This is a genomic window from Kribbella antiqua (genome assembly GCF_004345665.1).
GTDB lineage: Bacteria > Actinomycetota > Actinomycetes > Propionibacteriales > Kribbellaceae > Kribbella > Kribbella antiqua.
The window spans coordinates 168635-182972 of sequence record NZ_SLWR01000010.1 but is presented as its reverse complement, the minus strand read 5'-3'; the positions used below and the strand labels follow the sequence as shown (position 1 = coordinate 182972).

At 68.6% G+C, this 14338-nt stretch carries 11 protein-coding genes; 5 read left to right on the top strand and 6 right to left on the bottom strand.

All coding sequences use genetic code 11. From position 1 onward, the window contains the following. Window positions 1–4: 4 nt before the first annotated feature. The 3 genes from EV646_RS27300 to EV646_RS27290 all read left to right on the top strand — a co-directional run bounded on the left by EV646_RS27300 (window position 5) and on the right by EV646_RS27290 (window position 3378). On the top strand, window positions 5–1144 hold the full coding sequence (locus tag EV646_RS27300; protein WP_132153494.1) for a citrate/2-methylcitrate synthase: 1140 nt from the start codon (window positions 5–7) through the stop codon (window positions 1142–1144). A gap of 488 nt (window positions 1145–1632) precedes the next feature. Then, the gene (locus EV646_RS27295) at window positions 1633–2004 is read left to right on the top strand and encodes a YciI family protein (protein ID WP_132153492.1); all 372 of its coding nucleotides are present in this window, start codon (window positions 1633–1635) and stop codon (window positions 2002–2004) included. Between the two features lie 78 nt (window positions 2005–2082). Beyond that, window positions 2083–3378: an RNA polymerase sigma factor gene (locus tag EV646_RS27290; RefSeq protein WP_241996358.1), complete on the top strand. Its 1296-nt coding sequence runs from the start codon at window positions 2083–2085 to the stop codon at window positions 3376–3378. Here the strand turns inward: EV646_RS27290 and EV646_RS27285 are convergent. Further along, a complete protein-coding gene (locus tag EV646_RS27285) occupies window positions 3305–4699 on the bottom strand; it encodes a DHA2 family efflux MFS transporter permease subunit (protein ID WP_132153488.1) in 1395 nt (464 codons plus the stop codon). The genes EV646_RS27290 and EV646_RS27285 overlap by 74 nt on opposite strands. Before the next feature lie 23 nt (window positions 4700–4722). Here EV646_RS27285 and EV646_RS27280 point away from each other — a divergent pair, with 23 nt between their 5' ends. Continuing rightward, complete coding sequence (locus EV646_RS27280; protein ID WP_132153486.1) at window positions 4723–5151, top strand: MerR family transcriptional regulator; 429 nt, start codon at window positions 4723–4725, stop codon at window positions 5149–5151. On the opposite strand, the gene EV646_RS27275 is transcribed toward EV646_RS27280, so the two are convergent. Both EV646_RS27275 and EV646_RS27270 read right to left on the bottom strand, forming a co-directional pair. Continuing rightward, on the bottom strand, window positions 5094–6080 hold the full coding sequence (locus tag EV646_RS27275; RefSeq protein WP_132153485.1) for an RNA polymerase subunit sigma-70: 987 nt from the start codon (window positions 6078–6080) through the stop codon (window positions 5094–5096). The two genes, EV646_RS27280 and EV646_RS27275, sit on opposite strands and share 58 nt — an antisense overlap. Beyond that, window positions 6080–6961, bottom strand: coding sequence for an alpha/beta hydrolase (locus EV646_RS27270; RefSeq protein WP_132153484.1), 882 nt, complete (start codon window positions 6959–6961; stop codon window positions 6080–6082). The genes EV646_RS27275 and EV646_RS27270 overlap by 1 nt, the downstream gene beginning before the upstream one ends. 290 nt (window positions 6962–7251) lie before the next feature. Here EV646_RS27270 and EV646_RS27260 point away from each other — a divergent pair, with 290 nt between their 5' ends. Continuing rightward, window positions 7252–8067 (top strand): phosphotransferase, encoded by an 816-nt coding sequence (locus EV646_RS27260; RefSeq protein ID WP_132153483.1) that lies wholly within the window; start codon window positions 7252–7254, stop codon window positions 8065–8067. On the opposite strand, the gene EV646_RS27255 is transcribed toward EV646_RS27260, so the two are convergent. The 3 genes from EV646_RS27255 to EV646_RS27245 all read right to left on the bottom strand — a co-directional run bounded on the left by EV646_RS27255 (window position 8042) and on the right by EV646_RS27245 (window position 14310). Next, the gene (locus EV646_RS27255) at window positions 8042–9070 is read right to left on the bottom strand and encodes an NUDIX hydrolase (protein ID WP_132153482.1); all 1029 of its coding nucleotides are present in this window, start codon (window positions 9068–9070) and stop codon (window positions 8042–8044) included. The genes EV646_RS27260 and EV646_RS27255 overlap by 26 nt on opposite strands. Window positions 9071–9080: 10 nt before the next feature. Continuing rightward, window positions 9081–11345 (bottom strand): 1,4-alpha-glucan branching protein GlgB, encoded by a 2265-nt coding sequence (gene glgB, locus EV646_RS27250; RefSeq protein WP_132153481.1) that lies wholly within the window; start codon window positions 11343–11345, stop codon window positions 9081–9083. Between the two features lie 73 nt (window positions 11346–11418). Beyond that, window positions 11419–14310 carry an ATP-binding protein gene (locus EV646_RS27245; RefSeq protein ID WP_132153480.1) on the bottom strand — a complete coding sequence of 964 codons (2892 nt, stop codon included), beginning with the start codon at window positions 14308–14310 and terminating at the stop codon, window positions 11419–11421. Window positions 14311–14338 lie beyond the last annotated feature (28 nt).

Genomic DNA, 14338 nt, shown 5'->3' with positions numbered 1-14338 from the left:
AGGTATGTCAACAGTCATCAATGTTCCGCCCGGCCTGCGCAACGTCGTCGTCACCGCGACGACCCTTGGTGATGTCCGCGGCGATGAAGGGTTCTACCACTACCGCGAGTACTCGGCGATCGACCTCGCCAAGTCGAAGACGCTGGAAGACGTCTGGTACCTGATGTTCGAGGGCCACCTTCCGACTGCGGTCGAGCGGGACAAGTTCGTCGCCGAACTGGCTCCGCTGCGGGTGCTGCCGGAGGAGGTTCGCGCCGTACTGCCGGCGATCGCGGCCGCGGGTCCGACGTTCAACCCGCTGGCCGGTCTCCGCACCGCCCTGTCGCTGCTGGCCGCCGTACGGAGCCTCCCGCCGCTGTGGGACGCCGACCCGGTACGACGGAAGGCCGACGCGATGCTGGTCTGCGCGGTGACTCCGACGATCCTGGCGGCGCTGTACCGCCTTCGCGAAGGGCAGGAGCCGCTCGAGCCTCGCGCCGACCTGACGGCCGCGGCGAACTGGTTGTACCTGGTGACCGGCGCCGAGCCGAGCGCCGTACAGGCGACTGCGATCGAGCACTATCTGGTTGCCACGGTCGACCACGGGTTCAATGCGTCGACCTTCACCGCGCGGGTGATCGCGTCCACGGGGGCAGACGTCGTCGCCGCCATCGCCGGAGCGATCGGCGCGTTCTCCGGACCGCTGCACGGCGGAGCGCCGGACCGGGCGCTGGCGAGCCTGGACGAGATCCGCACCCCGGACCGGATCGATTCCTGGGTGCGGGAGAAGGTGTCGGCCGGGGACCGGATCATGGGCTTCGGGCACGCGGTCTACCGGACCGAGGACCCCCGCTCACTGATGCTGCGCGACATCGCCCGCGGCCTGGGCGGGGACCTGGTGGACTTCGCCACCACCGTGGAGCAGCGCATCGTCGACGTACTCGCGGAGCTGAAGCCGGGCCGCAACCTCTACGCGAACGTCGAGTTCTACGCCGGCGTCGTGATGGAACTCTGCGGCATCCCGCGCGCCATGTTCACGCCCACCTTCGCCGTCAGCCGCGTCATCGGCTGGTCCGCCAACATCCTCGAACAGTCCACCGACCCCAAAATCATCCGCCCCGCCGCCACCTACACCGGCCCCCAACCCCCAGTCCCCGTCCCGTAACCCCGCCACAGAACCCCCTGCGAGCAGACGACGAGCGAAGCCATCGTGCTGCCCCCGCCTGGGTGGCGTCCGCGAGTGAAGCCACTGTGCTGCCATTCGCCTGGGTGGCGTCGGCGAGTGAAGCCATTGTGCTGCCATTCGCCTGGATGGCGTCCGCGAGTGAAGCCGCCGTGCCGCCAACTGCCCGGGTGGCCCCGCGAGTGAAGCCGCCGTGCCGCCAACCGCCCGGGTGGCCCCGCGAGTGAAGCCACCGTGCGGGCTGCACCGGGAACCTGGCCGCACGGGTAGCGAGTGAGAGGAGATGGTTGCCGGCAAAGGCTTTCGGCGGCAATCTCCTTTCACTCGCGCGAAGTGCGGCTTCGTGCGGGCAGCCGGGGGCGAGCGGGAGGCGGCCTGTGGATGGAAATTTGCTGGGGGTGTTGTCGATTCCGCTTGGGGCCGTTCGTCAGGAAGATGTTCAGTGGAAGCTCTAGGCAAGGGAGCCGGAGATGGCGCAGTACATGTTCCTGCTGTACGACAGCGAAGAGTGGTTCGACAACCTGAATGCCGAGGAGTGGCAGAAGGCGATGGAGTTGCATGGTGCCTTCGCTCAGGCGGTCGAGGCGGCTGGGGCGAAGATCCTCGGGGGTGAGGCGCTGGAGCGGTCCACTACCGCGAGTACGGTGAAAAACCGCGAGGGGGCCGAGCCGCTCGTCACGGACGGGCCGTTCATCGAGACCAAGGAGGCCCTCGGCGGCTTCTACATCATCGAGGCGAGGGATCTCGACCAGGCGCTCGAGCTCGCCAAGGCCTGCCCGTCGGGAAACATCGAGGTTCGTCCGGTGATGGACACCTCGGCCGACGCACAACCCCCAGCCTGATCGATGGTCGGGCGGCCGGGTGCATCGACGCCTGATGCGTCGGCGCACCCGCCTGCCCCGCCCGCCGCCCCGCGCGCCGTGGCGGACCCGACCGGGTATCCGCCTGCGGCGGCCAGGTCGGCGGTTGAAGTCGCCCGGGAGGTGGAGCGGGCGCATCGGGAGAGTTGGTCGACCGTACTCGCGTCCGTCGTACGACTGACACGTGATCTGGATCTGGCCGAGGACTGCACGCAGGACGCGTTCGTGCAGGCGCTACGGACCTGGCCGGACGGAATCCCGTCGAATCCAGGCGGCTGGCTCACCACAGTCGCGCGGAGGTTGGCGCTCGACCGGCTGCGGCGGGAGACCAACCTCTGGCGGAAGCTGCCGCTGCTGATCGAGGCGCCCGGCGATGTGGAGCAACCGACTGATCCGCTGCGCTTGGTGTTCACCTGCTGCCACCCGGCCCTGGCGCGCGAGGCCCAGGTCGCGTTGACGCTGCGGCTGATCTGCGGGTTGACCACGCGCGAAGTCGCCGCGGGCCTGCTGATCAGCGAGCCGACGGCGGCTGCCCGGATCACCCGGGCGAAGAAGAAGATCGCCGCCGCCGGGATCCCGTACCGAATCCCAGCCGACGAAGAACTCCCCGCGCGACTGGACGCCGTACTGACGGTCGTGCATCTGGTCTACACGGCAGGGCATGTGGCGGCAGGGCAAGTGCTGACTCGCTCTGACCTGACTGGGCGGGCGGTGGAATTGGCAAAACTCCTCGTGCGGCTGATGCCCAAGGAGCCAGAGGCAGAGGCACTGCTGGGCTTGCTGCTGATGACCGAGGCCCGGGGCGACGCGCGACTCAGCGAGGACGGCGAGTTGGTCCTACTCGCTGACCAGGACCGCTCGAAGTGGGACGGGAAGCTGCTCGCGGAAGGCGTCTCACGGGCGACCGCGGCACTGAACGGGGGAGGACTGGGACGCTTCGCGCTGCAAGCGGCCGTCGCCGGGCTGCATGTGACCGCGCCCTCGTGGGAGCAGACGGATTGGACCCAAGTGGTTCGCATGTACGACGCGATGCTCATCAGCTGGCCGACTCCGATCGTCGCCCTCAACCGCGCCGCCGCCCACAGCCTCGTCCCCGGCGCGAACCTGGAAGCCGCTCTCGCCGAGTTGGATGCCTTGAGCAACGAGCCGGCGCTGAAGTCGTACGCGTACCTGCCCGCGACCCGCGCCGACGTCCTCGCCCGCCTCGGCCGCGTTCAGGAGGCGGCCGAGGCGTACGACGCCGCGATCACCCTCACCGCCAACGAAACCGAACGCCGCTTCCTCACCCGCCGGCGCTCAAGTCTCGCCGAGCACTCAGCAAGGCCAGCGCAACAATCGCCAATCCCAGACCGATGAGCAGCCACCACAGCGCATGCTCGGCGGTGGTGAAACCGGCAGTCGAGGATCCGACGACGGTCCCGGCGATGGCGACTCCGAGCGTCGTACCGGTTTGCCGGCCGGCGGAGGCCACCGACGCGGCGAGCCCGGTCATCGATGACGGCATGCCGGAGACCGCGGTGTTGGTGATCGGCGGGTTCACCAAGCCGAGAAACACGCCGATGAAGAGGTAGATCGCGAGTACGACGATCATCGGTGTGGACGGCCCGAGCCAGAACGACGCGGCGGCACCCGCGGCCAGCGCCGATCCCGCGATCACCAACGGCAGACGCGGACCGCGGCTGCCGGCCATCCGGCCGGCGAACGGCGACAGCACGATGATCAGCGCACCCACCGGCAGCAGGCAGAGCCCGGCCGTGAAGGCGGACAGCCCACGCACGTTCTGCAGATAAAGCTGAGTGACGAACAGAAAAGCGCCGAACCCACACAACGCGAAGACCGCCATCACGATCGCCGAACTGAACGGCAAGCTCCGGAACAAATGCAGCTCCAGCAGCGGATCAGTCCGGCGCGGTTCGTAAGACAGCAGACCGATCAGCGCGAGTACGGCGACAACCAGCAGCCCGAGGATCACCGGCGAAGACCAGCCCAGCGAGTGCGACTCGATGATCGCGTAGACAACACTGCCGAGCAGCAGCGTCACCAACCCCTGACCGACCGGGTCGAACCGGCGGGCCCGGGGAGCGCGGGATTCGGGCACGAACAGCCTGGTGAGTACGAGCGCGGCCAGCACGATCGGCAGGTTGATCCAGAACACCGAACGCCAGCCGAAACCGTCGACAACCGCACCGCCGAGGATCGGCCCCAGCGCGAGCGACAGTCCGGACATCGAGCCGAACACCCCGATCGCTCTCGCCCGCTCGGCGCGGTCCGGGAACGCCTGAGCGATGATCGCCATCGCGACCGGGTTCAGCATCGTGCCGCCGACGGCCTGCAGCGCGCGGGCCGCGATCAGCCAGCCGATGCTCGGCGCGAGGCTGCACAGCAGTGAGCCGAGCCCGAAGGCGGCCAGGCCGAACTGGAAGATCCGGCGACGTCCGATCCGGTCGGCGGTCGACCCGGCGAGGAGCAGGAAACTCGCCATCACCAGCGTGTAGGCGTCGACGGTCCACTGCAGGCCCGACATCGAGGTGTGCAGCTCGGCCCGGATCGCCGGTAAGGCAACGTTGATGATCGTGATGTCCATCACCACCACGACGATGCTGGCGCAGCAGATCGCGAGGATCAGGTTCTGCCGGCGGCGGCTGAGTGCTGCTGGAGCGGTTGTTGTGAGCGTCATACCTCGACGCTAGGATTTAGAGCGTGCTCGAAGTCAAGGAAGCCGTCCCTGCCGCCGGAGTGAGCATCGCCGAGGCCGCCCGCCTCAGCGGCGTGAGCGTCCACACCCTGCGCTATTACGAGCGCGCCGGCCTGGTCGTCACCACCGTCGACCGCACGGCCGGCGGCAGACGGCGGTATCGCGAGATCGATCTGAAGTGGATCACCGTCTGCACCCGGCTGCGAGCGACCGGGATGCCGATCGCCAAGATCCGCCGGTACGCCGAACTCGTCTCGGCCGGGCCCGGAAACGAGGAGCAGCGGCTCGAGCTCCTCGAGGCCCACCGCGCCGAAGTCCTGGCGAACCTCGCCGAACTCCAGAGCAACCTCGAGCTGATCGACCACAAGATCGACGTCTACCGAGGCCGCCTCGAAGCCGGCGAAGCCGACAGCCTCTGGGCCCCCAGACCCTGACTCGAGCCCAGACCCTCAAACCTGGTGACGAGCGCGGGATCGCTGAACACGTGGATTCGGCTGATGCCGGTCGATGTCGCGGTGAGGACTGCCACGCCGAGCGGCTGATGGATGCCGGTGGCATCCCGGAGGTAGACGGCGGCCGCTGGCTGGTTGTTGGCGACCGTTGGGATCATGCGCCAATCGCCAGGCGATCCGACTGCCTCGCTCAGCACGCGGAGGCAGTTCACCCGGCCGGAGAACCAGGTGGTGGTGCCGACCATTTCGATGGCCGCGTCGGCGCGCAGCGCTCGCTCAAGGGCGGCAGTGTCGGCGTTCTCGAAGCCGGCGATGTATTCGGCGAGCAGCGCGCGGGCCTGTGGATCGGTTGGCTCGGTGACATCCGACTGTTCCGGAGCTGTCTCGTCGAGGCGAGCCCGGGCGCGCTGGAGGGTACTCTTCACCGCCGCGACCGTGGTGCCGAGCATGACGGCGACCTCAGCCGCCGGGAACGCGAGCACCTCCCGCAAGATGAGTACGGCGCGCTGCTTCGGTGGAAGGTACTGCAGGGCCGCGATGAGCGCGAGCCGCAGGCTCTCCCGGCCGGTGACGATCGCCGCCGGGTCCATCAAGAACGGCTCGACCCACGGGACGTCGGCCGGGGTTGACGGGCCGTCCGGGTCATCACTGGGTGCACCGAGGCCGGACGGGAGCGCCCGCCTGCCGCGCTGCTCGAGCGCGGTCAGGCAGGCGTTGGTCGCGATCCGGTAGAGCCAGACCCGCAGCGACGATCGCTCCTCGAACGCTGAGTACGAGCGCCAGGCCCGCAGGTACGTCTCCTGCACGAGATCCTCGGCCTCGTCCACCGAGGCGAGCATCCGATAGCAGTGCGCCAGCAGTTCCTTCCGGAACGGCTCGCTCCGACGCTCGAACTCAGCCCTGGTCGTCATCACGCTTCCATCATCAGGTGAGGGCGGACCCAGTCGGCCATCCGCCCGATCGCGTCGTCGGCCTCCGGCACGCGACCGGCCCCCATCTGGAAGGTGTGCTGCATGTCGGGGAAGACATCGAGCCGCACCTCGACTCCGGCCTTCTCCGCATGTTCGGCCAGCAGTCGAGCGTCGTCGACCAGCACCTCGTCACCACCCACCTGGACGTAGATCGGCCCGAAGCCGGTCAGATCGCCGTACAGCGGATTCGCCATCGGATCGCGTGGATCGCCGTCCGGACCTAGGAAGGTGCTGACCAGCCCTCGCACGAGCTCGCGATGGAAGAACGCGTCCCGGTCCCGGTTGGCGTCGTACGACGAGCCGGTTACCTCCAGGTCCACCGCCGGTGAAATCGCCAGCGTAGCGACCGGCAGCGGCAGACCGAGCTCCCGGGCTCGCAGTTGCGTGGTGATCGCCAGGCCGGCCCCGACGGAGTCGCCGCAGAACGCGACCGCGCCGACGCCCTGGTCGAGCAGCCATCGATAGACGGCTGTCGCGTCGTCGACCTGGGCTGGATGGGTGTATTCGGGAGCCAGCCGGTAGTCGAAGACGAGCGCCCGGGCGCCGAGGGCCTTGGCGAGGTGACCGAACATCTTCCGGTGCGACCAGACCGATCCGCCGATGAACCCGCCTCCGTGCATGCACAGCAACACCCGATCCATTACGGCGCCTTTCGGCACGATCCACAACGCTGGTACATCATCCGTAGCGATGTAGTCGACCCCGAGTGGCTCTGTGGTCAGCCCGGCCCACGCATGGTCGGCCGCCTCCCGGTCCGGGTGCTCCACAGCCCCTGCCGCCGCCCAATGGCGTCTTACCAGCTCCGACTGCTGACTCGGCATCTCCAGATTCCCTTCCTCGGCAATGCTTCGGCCATGTAGACCGGCAGGCTCCGGAAAAAGAATCGGTGTGCTTCACTGAAATATGGCTGTTCCCGATGCGGGGCCGCCGTTGTCGGCTTCGGAGGAGCGGACGTGGGGATGATCGCCCACGTCGGGGTGTTCGTCGCGGCCTGGTTCGCGATGGGGTTCCTGTGCGCTGGTGGTGATCATCCTCGCCACGGTCGCGGCCTCCGGCGGGCGCGAGTACCGCTATCCACTCACGATCAGGCTGGTCCGCTAGTGTGCCGACGGTGGAACTGATCGGCCAAGGAATGGAAGGTGCCGTCTACGACCTCGGTGACGGCCGTGTCAGCAAGACCTGGTTCGATCGGAGGCCGGACGACGTACGTCCGCTGAAGGCGTTCCTGGACGAACTGCCACCGCTCCCGTTCCGTACGCCGCGTATCGGCGAGATCGGTCAGCAGAACGGTCAGGCAGTCACCGTCGAGGACAAGCTGACCGGCACCCCACTGCAAGATCTCCCTGAGGATCAGGCACTCGACGTGTTCGTCGGGGTGGTCGAGGCCCTCGGACAGACCACGCCCGGCCCGGCCAGCAAGGCGCTCCCGGTCCTCAACCAGCCCTTCTGGTACGACGACCTCTCCTGGGGCGAGGCGCTGGCAGCCCTGGTACGACGCCGCGCCGCCGAATCCCAGCCGCACCTCCACGGCTTCGAGGACCTGATCGAGCACGTGACAGCTCAGCTCAGGACGATCGAGCCGGACAAGCTCAGCGTCGTACACGGGGACATTTGCCCGCCCAACCTGCTGATGGATGGACCGCGGGCCGCCGCGCTGCTCGACTGGGGTTTCTACTCGACGGCCGGTGACAACACCTTCGAAGCGGCGCTCGCCGCCGGGTTCTTCGACATGTACGGCCCGGAGGCGCGCCGGCTCGACGACCTGCTGCTGGACCGGTTCGAGCAGCTAGGCCACGACCGGCACCGCATGTACCTGTACCGCGCGGCCTACGCGATCACCACCGCGACCATCTACGACGAGAACGCCGGCGACGGTCACTACGTCTGGTGCGTCGACAACCTCAAACGATTGGCTGACCGTCTCTGAGGTTGTGCAGCCGCGTGGGCTCGCTCAGGATCAGCGGCAGCCGGCGGGCGTTCAGCGGCGAGACCAGCCCGGCCAGCGCATCAGCGGAGTGCCAGGCGATACCGCGGATCTCGAAGCCGTCCGGCGTCAGCTCATCGATTAAGCCCGGGTCGTGGACGCCGCCGTCGTACAGAATCTCGACGGCATCGCCCCAGCCTTCCCAGCGTGGCAGCCAGTCGATCGCGAGTACGCCGAGCAGCGGCAGCGCGACGCCAAGCTCCTCATGCATCTCCCGAGACGCACCGGTCGCCGGATCCTCGTCCGGCTCGACCACACCACCGGGAAGCTCCAGGTCCTTCTTGTAGCTGACCTGACACAACAGCACCCGCCCAGCCGTGTCCCGCACGACCACGTGCGCGATCACGCGCTTCTTCGGCAACACCGAGTCCATCAACGCGGTCCAGCCGAACAGAGTGTCCGGCCGCGGGTCGTCGCGCCGCAGGCCGTACACAGCCACGTCGCGACGCTCACCTTGCAGCGTCGTGGCCCCTCGCAAGAGTCCCTCGCGCCGGAAGCCGGACCGGATCGCCACGCGGGCGGATGCCCGGTTCTCCGGGTCCACCTTCGCCTCGAGCCGGTCCAGCCCGAGCTCACCGAAGGCGTAGACAGTCAGCAGCCGTACGGCGCGCCGCGCGACCCGCCGGCCGCGATACGGCTTGTACGTCGTCCACGAGATGTTCGCGACACCGTCGGCGATCCGGCGGACCTCGACGGAGCCGACCGGGCCTGACTCGCCGGCCAGTTCGACGACGAAGCTCACCACCCGTCGATCGTCGGCGTACTGCCGATGCCACTCCTCGATCGCCGAGGCCAGATTGGACCGCTCTGGGAGGCCCGGGAAGTCGAACCAGCGGACCATCTCGTCGTCGTGGAGGCCCACGGCGGTGTCGATGTCCTCCTCGCGCCACGGTCGCAGCGTCAACTCGCCATCGGTCAGCGTCGGTTGTGGCGGTACGGCGGTCACGCCGTGAACGCTACCCGGTGTAGCGCAAGTACAGCGTGGCTAGGGGTGGGACGGACAGTTCGGCGCTGGTTTCCATGCCGTGCCAGGCCGGGCCGTCGGCTTCGACGGAGCCGTAGTTGCCGACGCCCGAGCCGCCGTACGTGTCCGCGTCCGTGTTGACCGCCTCGGCCCACTGGCCGCCGTACGGGAGGCCGAGCCGGTAGCCGTGGTGCGGGATCGCGGAGAAGTTGGCGACGCAGGCGACGGTCGGCTCGCCTTCGTCGCCGTACCGGATGAACGAGAAGATGTTGTTGCCGGCATCGTTGGCGTCGATCCAGGTGAACTTCTCCGGCGAGTGGTCCGTCCGCCACAGCGCCGGGGTGTCGCGGTAGAGGCCGTTCAAGTCCTTGACCAGCTGCTGCAGACCGCGGTGATCCGCGTGGTCGAGCAGCCACCAGTCGAGTTCGCCCTTCTCGGACCACTCCGACTCCTGGCCGAACTCACAGCCCATGAACAGCAGCTGCTTGCCTGGATGCGCCCACATCATCGCCAGGTACGCGCGGAGGTTCGCCAGCTGCTGCCACCGGTCGCCCGGCATCTTGCGCAGCAGCGAACCCTTGCCGTGCACAACTTCGTCGTGCGACAGCGGGAGGACGAAGTTCTCCGAGTAGGCGTACATCATCGAGAACGTCATCTCGTGGTGGTGGTACTGCCGGTGGACCGGCTCGTGCTCCATGTAGCTGAGCGAGTCGTTCATCCAGCCCATGTTCCACTTGAAGCCGAAGCCCAGGCCGCCGAGGTGCGTCGCCCGGGTGACGCCCGGCCAGGAGGTGGACTCCTCGGCAACGGTGATGACGCCGGGGACTCGCTTGTAGAGCGTCGCGTTCATCTCCTGCAGGAACGACACCGCCTCGAGGTTTTCGCGGCCGCCGTACTGGTTTGGCACCCATTGGCCGTCCTGGCGCGAGTAGTCCAGGTAGAGCATCGACGCGACCGCGTCCACGCGCAGGCCGTCGATGTGGAATTCCTCGGCCCAGTAGATCGCGTTCGCGACCAGGAAGTTGCGCACTTGCGGGCGGCCGAAGTCGAACACCAGCGTGCCCCAGTCCGGCTGCTCGCCGCGCCGTGGGTCCGGGTGCTCGTACAGCGGCGTTCCGTCGAAGCGAGCCAGCGCCCAGGCGTCCTTCGGGAAGTGGGCCGGGACCCAGTCGACGATCACGCCGATGCCGGCCTGGTGCAGCCGGTCGACCAGCATACGGAACTCGTCCGGGTCGCCGAACCGCGAGGTGGGCGCGAAGTACGACGTGACCTGGTAGCCCCAGGAGCCGCCGAACGGGTGCTCCATCACCGGCATCAGCTCGACATGGGTGAAGCCCATTTCGTTGACATAGGCAACGAGTTCGTCGGCGAGCTCGCGGTACGACTTGCCCTTGCGCCAGGAGCCGAGGTGCACCTCGTAGACGCTCATCGGCTCGGCGTAGGACTCCGACGCCGCCCGCCGCTCCAGCCACTCGGCGTCGTTCCACTCGTACGTCGATTCGTGTACGACGGAAGCGTTCGCCGGGGGAGTCTCGGCCAGGTTCGCCATCGGGTCCGCCTTCTGCCGCCAGACGCCGTCGCGGCCGCAGATGTCGAACTTGTACCTCGTGCCCGGGCCGACGCCGGGGACGAACAGCTCCCACACGCCGGAGCTGCCGAGCGAGCGCATCGGGTGCGCGCGGCCGTCCCAGAAGTTGAAGTCCGCGGTGAGGCGGATGCCCTGCGCGTTCGGGGCCCAGACGGCGAACGACGTACCGGTGATGGTGCCGGCCGGACCGTCGTACCGGCGGACGTGGGCGCCGAGCACGGTCCACAACTGCTCGTGCCGGCCCTCACCGATCAGGTGCAGGTCGACCTCGCCGAGGGACGGGAGATAGCGGTACGGGTCGTCGACCTCGATCGCGGGACCGTCGGTGTAGCTGACCTCGAGGCGGTAGTCGGGCACCTTGTCGATGTCGAGTACGCCGACCCAGACGCCTTCGAACTCGTGCCGCAGTTCGAGCCGCTGGTCGTCGTGCAGCACCGTCACCGTCTGCGCGAACGGGCGCAGCACGCGCACCGTCACACCGTGATCGCCGAGGTGCGGGCCGAGCACCTGATGGGGATCGTGGAACGTCCCGCTCACCAGTCGCTCCAGCACCGTCCGATCCACCGGAACCGCCGTCACCGGCGGCCTTTCCGCAGCCACCGCAGGCTGCTCGAAAGCCCCAAGATCCTGCGCAGTAACCGGCCCGGTGTTCCGCTCGCTCGATCCCATAAACCCCATCCTGCCCGATCTACCGACCATCTACCGCACCCCCGTACCCGTCGAGTTCTTATGTACACAAACCTCACTCGGTGAGCGCGTTGCGGACGGTGGTTAGGCGGGTGGCGTAGCGGGGCCAGGCGAAGCCGGCGCGGGCGTAGGCGGCGGTGGTTTCGGTGGTTATGGAGGCCGCCTGGGGGCGGTCGCCTTGGGCGAGGGCGAGGGCGGCGGCTACGGCGCGGGCGGCCAGCCAGATCGTGCTGTGGGCGGGGGCTTCTTCGAAGACTGCGTCCAGCAGGGTTGCGGCTTCGTCGAGTTCGCCTTGCTGGATGAGTACGTCGGCCAGGTCGATGTAGGCGACGTTGGCACCGCTGCCGTCGGCGATCGCGTATTCGATCGCGGAGCGCAGGTGCTTCTCCGCGTCACCGAGCGAGCCCCGCGCGACCGCGACCAGAGCGCGGATCACGTCGTTCAGCGGAAGGATCTGCCGGTCGTCCAACTGGCGGGCGTAGTGGTCGGACTCGGTCGCCGCCTTCAGCGCCTCCTCCAGCCGGCCGAGGCTGACCAGGGCGCCGGCGAGGTTGCTGAGTCCACGCGACAGCCCGTGCTCGTCGCCGTACTCGCGATCCGCGACGATGCACGTTTCGTAGCACTCGCGGGCCGCCTCGGGCTGACCGGTGTAGACGTACAGCGTGCCGAGCGCGTCGGTGAACGACGACAGCCGTCGTTCGAAGCGGGGCGACGTACGGGCGAGGGCCTGGCCGGCCTGCAACGGGGTGAATGCGTCGTTGAGATGACCGCGCTCGATCTCGACGATGCTGCGGTAGTACAAGACCGTCATCGTCAGGTTGTCGTCGTCCTGCTGCCGGGCGAGCGCTTCGGCCTCGGTCAGCTTCGCCGCGGCCTCCTCGAAATGGCCGCGCATCGTCAGCATGAAGCCGTGGTTGCTCAGCGCGGTCAGCCGTTCGGCCATGGAGGCGCCCGGTGCGTCCGACAGAGCCGCGAAGTGCCGCGCCGCTTCCGGGTACCAACCCCTGATCAGCCAGGGGAAGTGCATCTCGAGAGCAAGCCGGAGCCCGGCGAGCGCGTTGTCCGTGCCCGGCGCACGATCCAGCGCGTCGAGCAGATTCGGCCACTCGGCGAACACCGCGCCGACCGACTGCGCCGAGGCGAAGTCGTTGTCCTCCTCGCCCAAGGTCCGGACGTACTGCGTCGCCCACTCGAGCTCGGCCGCTCGCGCAAGCTCGGTCTCGCCGGCCTCCTCGAGCTTCGCCAGTGCGTAGTCCCGCACGGTCTCAAGCAACCGGAACCGCCGCCCGTTCACCGCCTCGACCGTCAGCAGACTCCGGTCCGCCAGCTCCGTCAGCGCCGGCGCGACGTCCCGCGGATCCAGCGCGACCTGCTCGGCCGCCTCCAACGTGAACCCACCCGCGAAGACCGCCACCCGCCGCAGTACGGCGCGTTCCGCCTCGCCGAGCAACTGATGACTCCAGTCCAGCGCGGCGACCAGGCTCGTGTGCCGAGCCTGCGAATCCCGCGACCCGGCCACCAGCAGCCGCATCCGATCCGCGAGCCGCTTCGCCAACTGCGGCACGGTCAACGTTCGGGTGAGACCAGCGGCCAGCTCGATCCCGAGCGGCATCCGATCGACCGCCGTACAGATCGCCGAGACCTGCTCCGGATCGGCCCCCTGCGCGTCGGCCGCACAGCGCTCGGTGAACAGCTGCGCCGCCGCCAGCGCATCCAGCGGACGCATCGGCCGCACTTCCTCGGCCGCGAGTTGCAGCGGACGCTGCGACGTCACCAGCACCGTCAACGAAGGCGCCCGGCGCAGCAACCCGGCCACGATCTCGGCAACCTGCTCAACCACATGCTCCGCGTTGTCGAGCACCAGCACCGACCCGTCGAGCGCGGCCGCGGCCGCCGCAATCGGATCCGAACCACCGGCATCGTCACCCACGATCGCTTCCAGTACGGCGCTCTCGCGCTGCAGCGGAGCAAGCTCGATCAGCCGTACGACGCGACCCGCCACGGCCCGCGCGGCCTCGGAGGACAACCGCGACTTCCCGCTGCCCGGACCTCCGGTCAACGTGACCAGACCTGGTTCGTCGAGTCGTTTCACCAGCGACGACAGCTCCTGCTGCCGCCCGACGAAGCTGGTCAGCGGAGACGGCAGATCAGCTGCCGGCGCGGCTGGGGGAGCGGCCGGCTCAGGGGCCGAGAGCAACAAGGTGGGATCCTGCCGGAGCAACCGCAGCTCCATCGCCGCGCTGTCCGGCGCCGGGTCGACACCGAGCTCTTCCGCGAGCCGGTTCCGCAGCCTGGCCATCCGGCTCAGCGCATCCGCCTGGCGTCCGGTCCGGTACAACGCCAACGCCAGCAGGCACCAGAGTCGTTCGTGCAAGGGGTTCTCAGCCGCCAGCGCTTCCAGCTCCCGGCCAGCTTCAGCCGCATGCCCGAGAGCCAGTTCTGCGTCCAGCAGCTCTACCTGCAGAGTCAGCCGCCACGCATCCAGCTGTTCGCCTTCGGTCACGGCGTACGGAACCGTCCTCAGGTCCGCGAGTGACGGCCCGCGCCACAGTGCGAGCGCCTGCCGCGCAGCCGTCCGTACGGCGAGGTGGTCGCCGGCCCGCACGGCCGCATGCATGCGCTCGGCCGCCGCCCGGGCCTCGGTGAGATCGGTCAGCTGCGCCGCGAGCGCATAGCCGCCGTTGACCCGGGTGAGCGAATCAGGCGAGTCGATCGCGGCGCGCAGCCGGGACGCGAGCACGCGCAGGCGCTCGGTCGGGCGGGCCAGGTCGACGTCACCCCAGAGGTCCGCGGCGAGCCGGTGGTCTGGCACGGACATCCCGCCGGCCAGCGCGAGCCGGACCAGCAGAGCCCGCTCCAACGGACGGTCGACGGAGATCGGGGCGCCGCCGAGCCGGACTGCCAGAGGACCGAGGACAAGCACCTCTAGCGGGGGCTCGGGGGGCATACCCGCAAGTATTACAGTGGTCGCTCAC

Bases quoted from the DNA above. Each gene is read 5' to 3' on its own strand.
- EV646_RS27300 (WP_132153494.1), top strand. From the start codon at position 5: ATGTCAACAGTCATCAATGTTCCGCCCGGCCTGCGCAACGTCGTCGTC.
- EV646_RS27295 (WP_132153492.1), top strand. From the start codon at position 1,633: ATGGCGCAGTACATGTTCCTGCTGTACGACAGCGAAGAGTGGTTCGAC.
- EV646_RS27285 (WP_132153488.1), bottom strand. From the start codon at position 4,699: ATGACGCTCACAACAACCGCTCCAGCAGCACTCAGCCGCCGCCGGCAG.
- EV646_RS27275 (WP_132153485.1), bottom strand. From the start codon at position 6,080: ATGACGACCAGGGCTGAGTTCGAGCGTCGGAGCGAGCCGTTCCGGAAG.
- EV646_RS27270 (WP_132153484.1), bottom strand. From the start codon at position 6,961: ATGCCGAGTCAGCAGTCGGAGCTGGTAAGACGCCATTGGGCGGCGGCA.
- glgB (WP_132153481.1), bottom strand. From the start codon at position 11,345: ATGGGATCGAGCGAGCGGAACACCGGGCCGGTTACTGCGCAGGATCTT.
- EV646_RS27245 (WP_132153480.1), bottom strand. From the start codon at position 14,310: ATGCCCCCCGAGCCCCCGCTAGAGGTGCTTGTCCTCGGTCCTCTGGCA.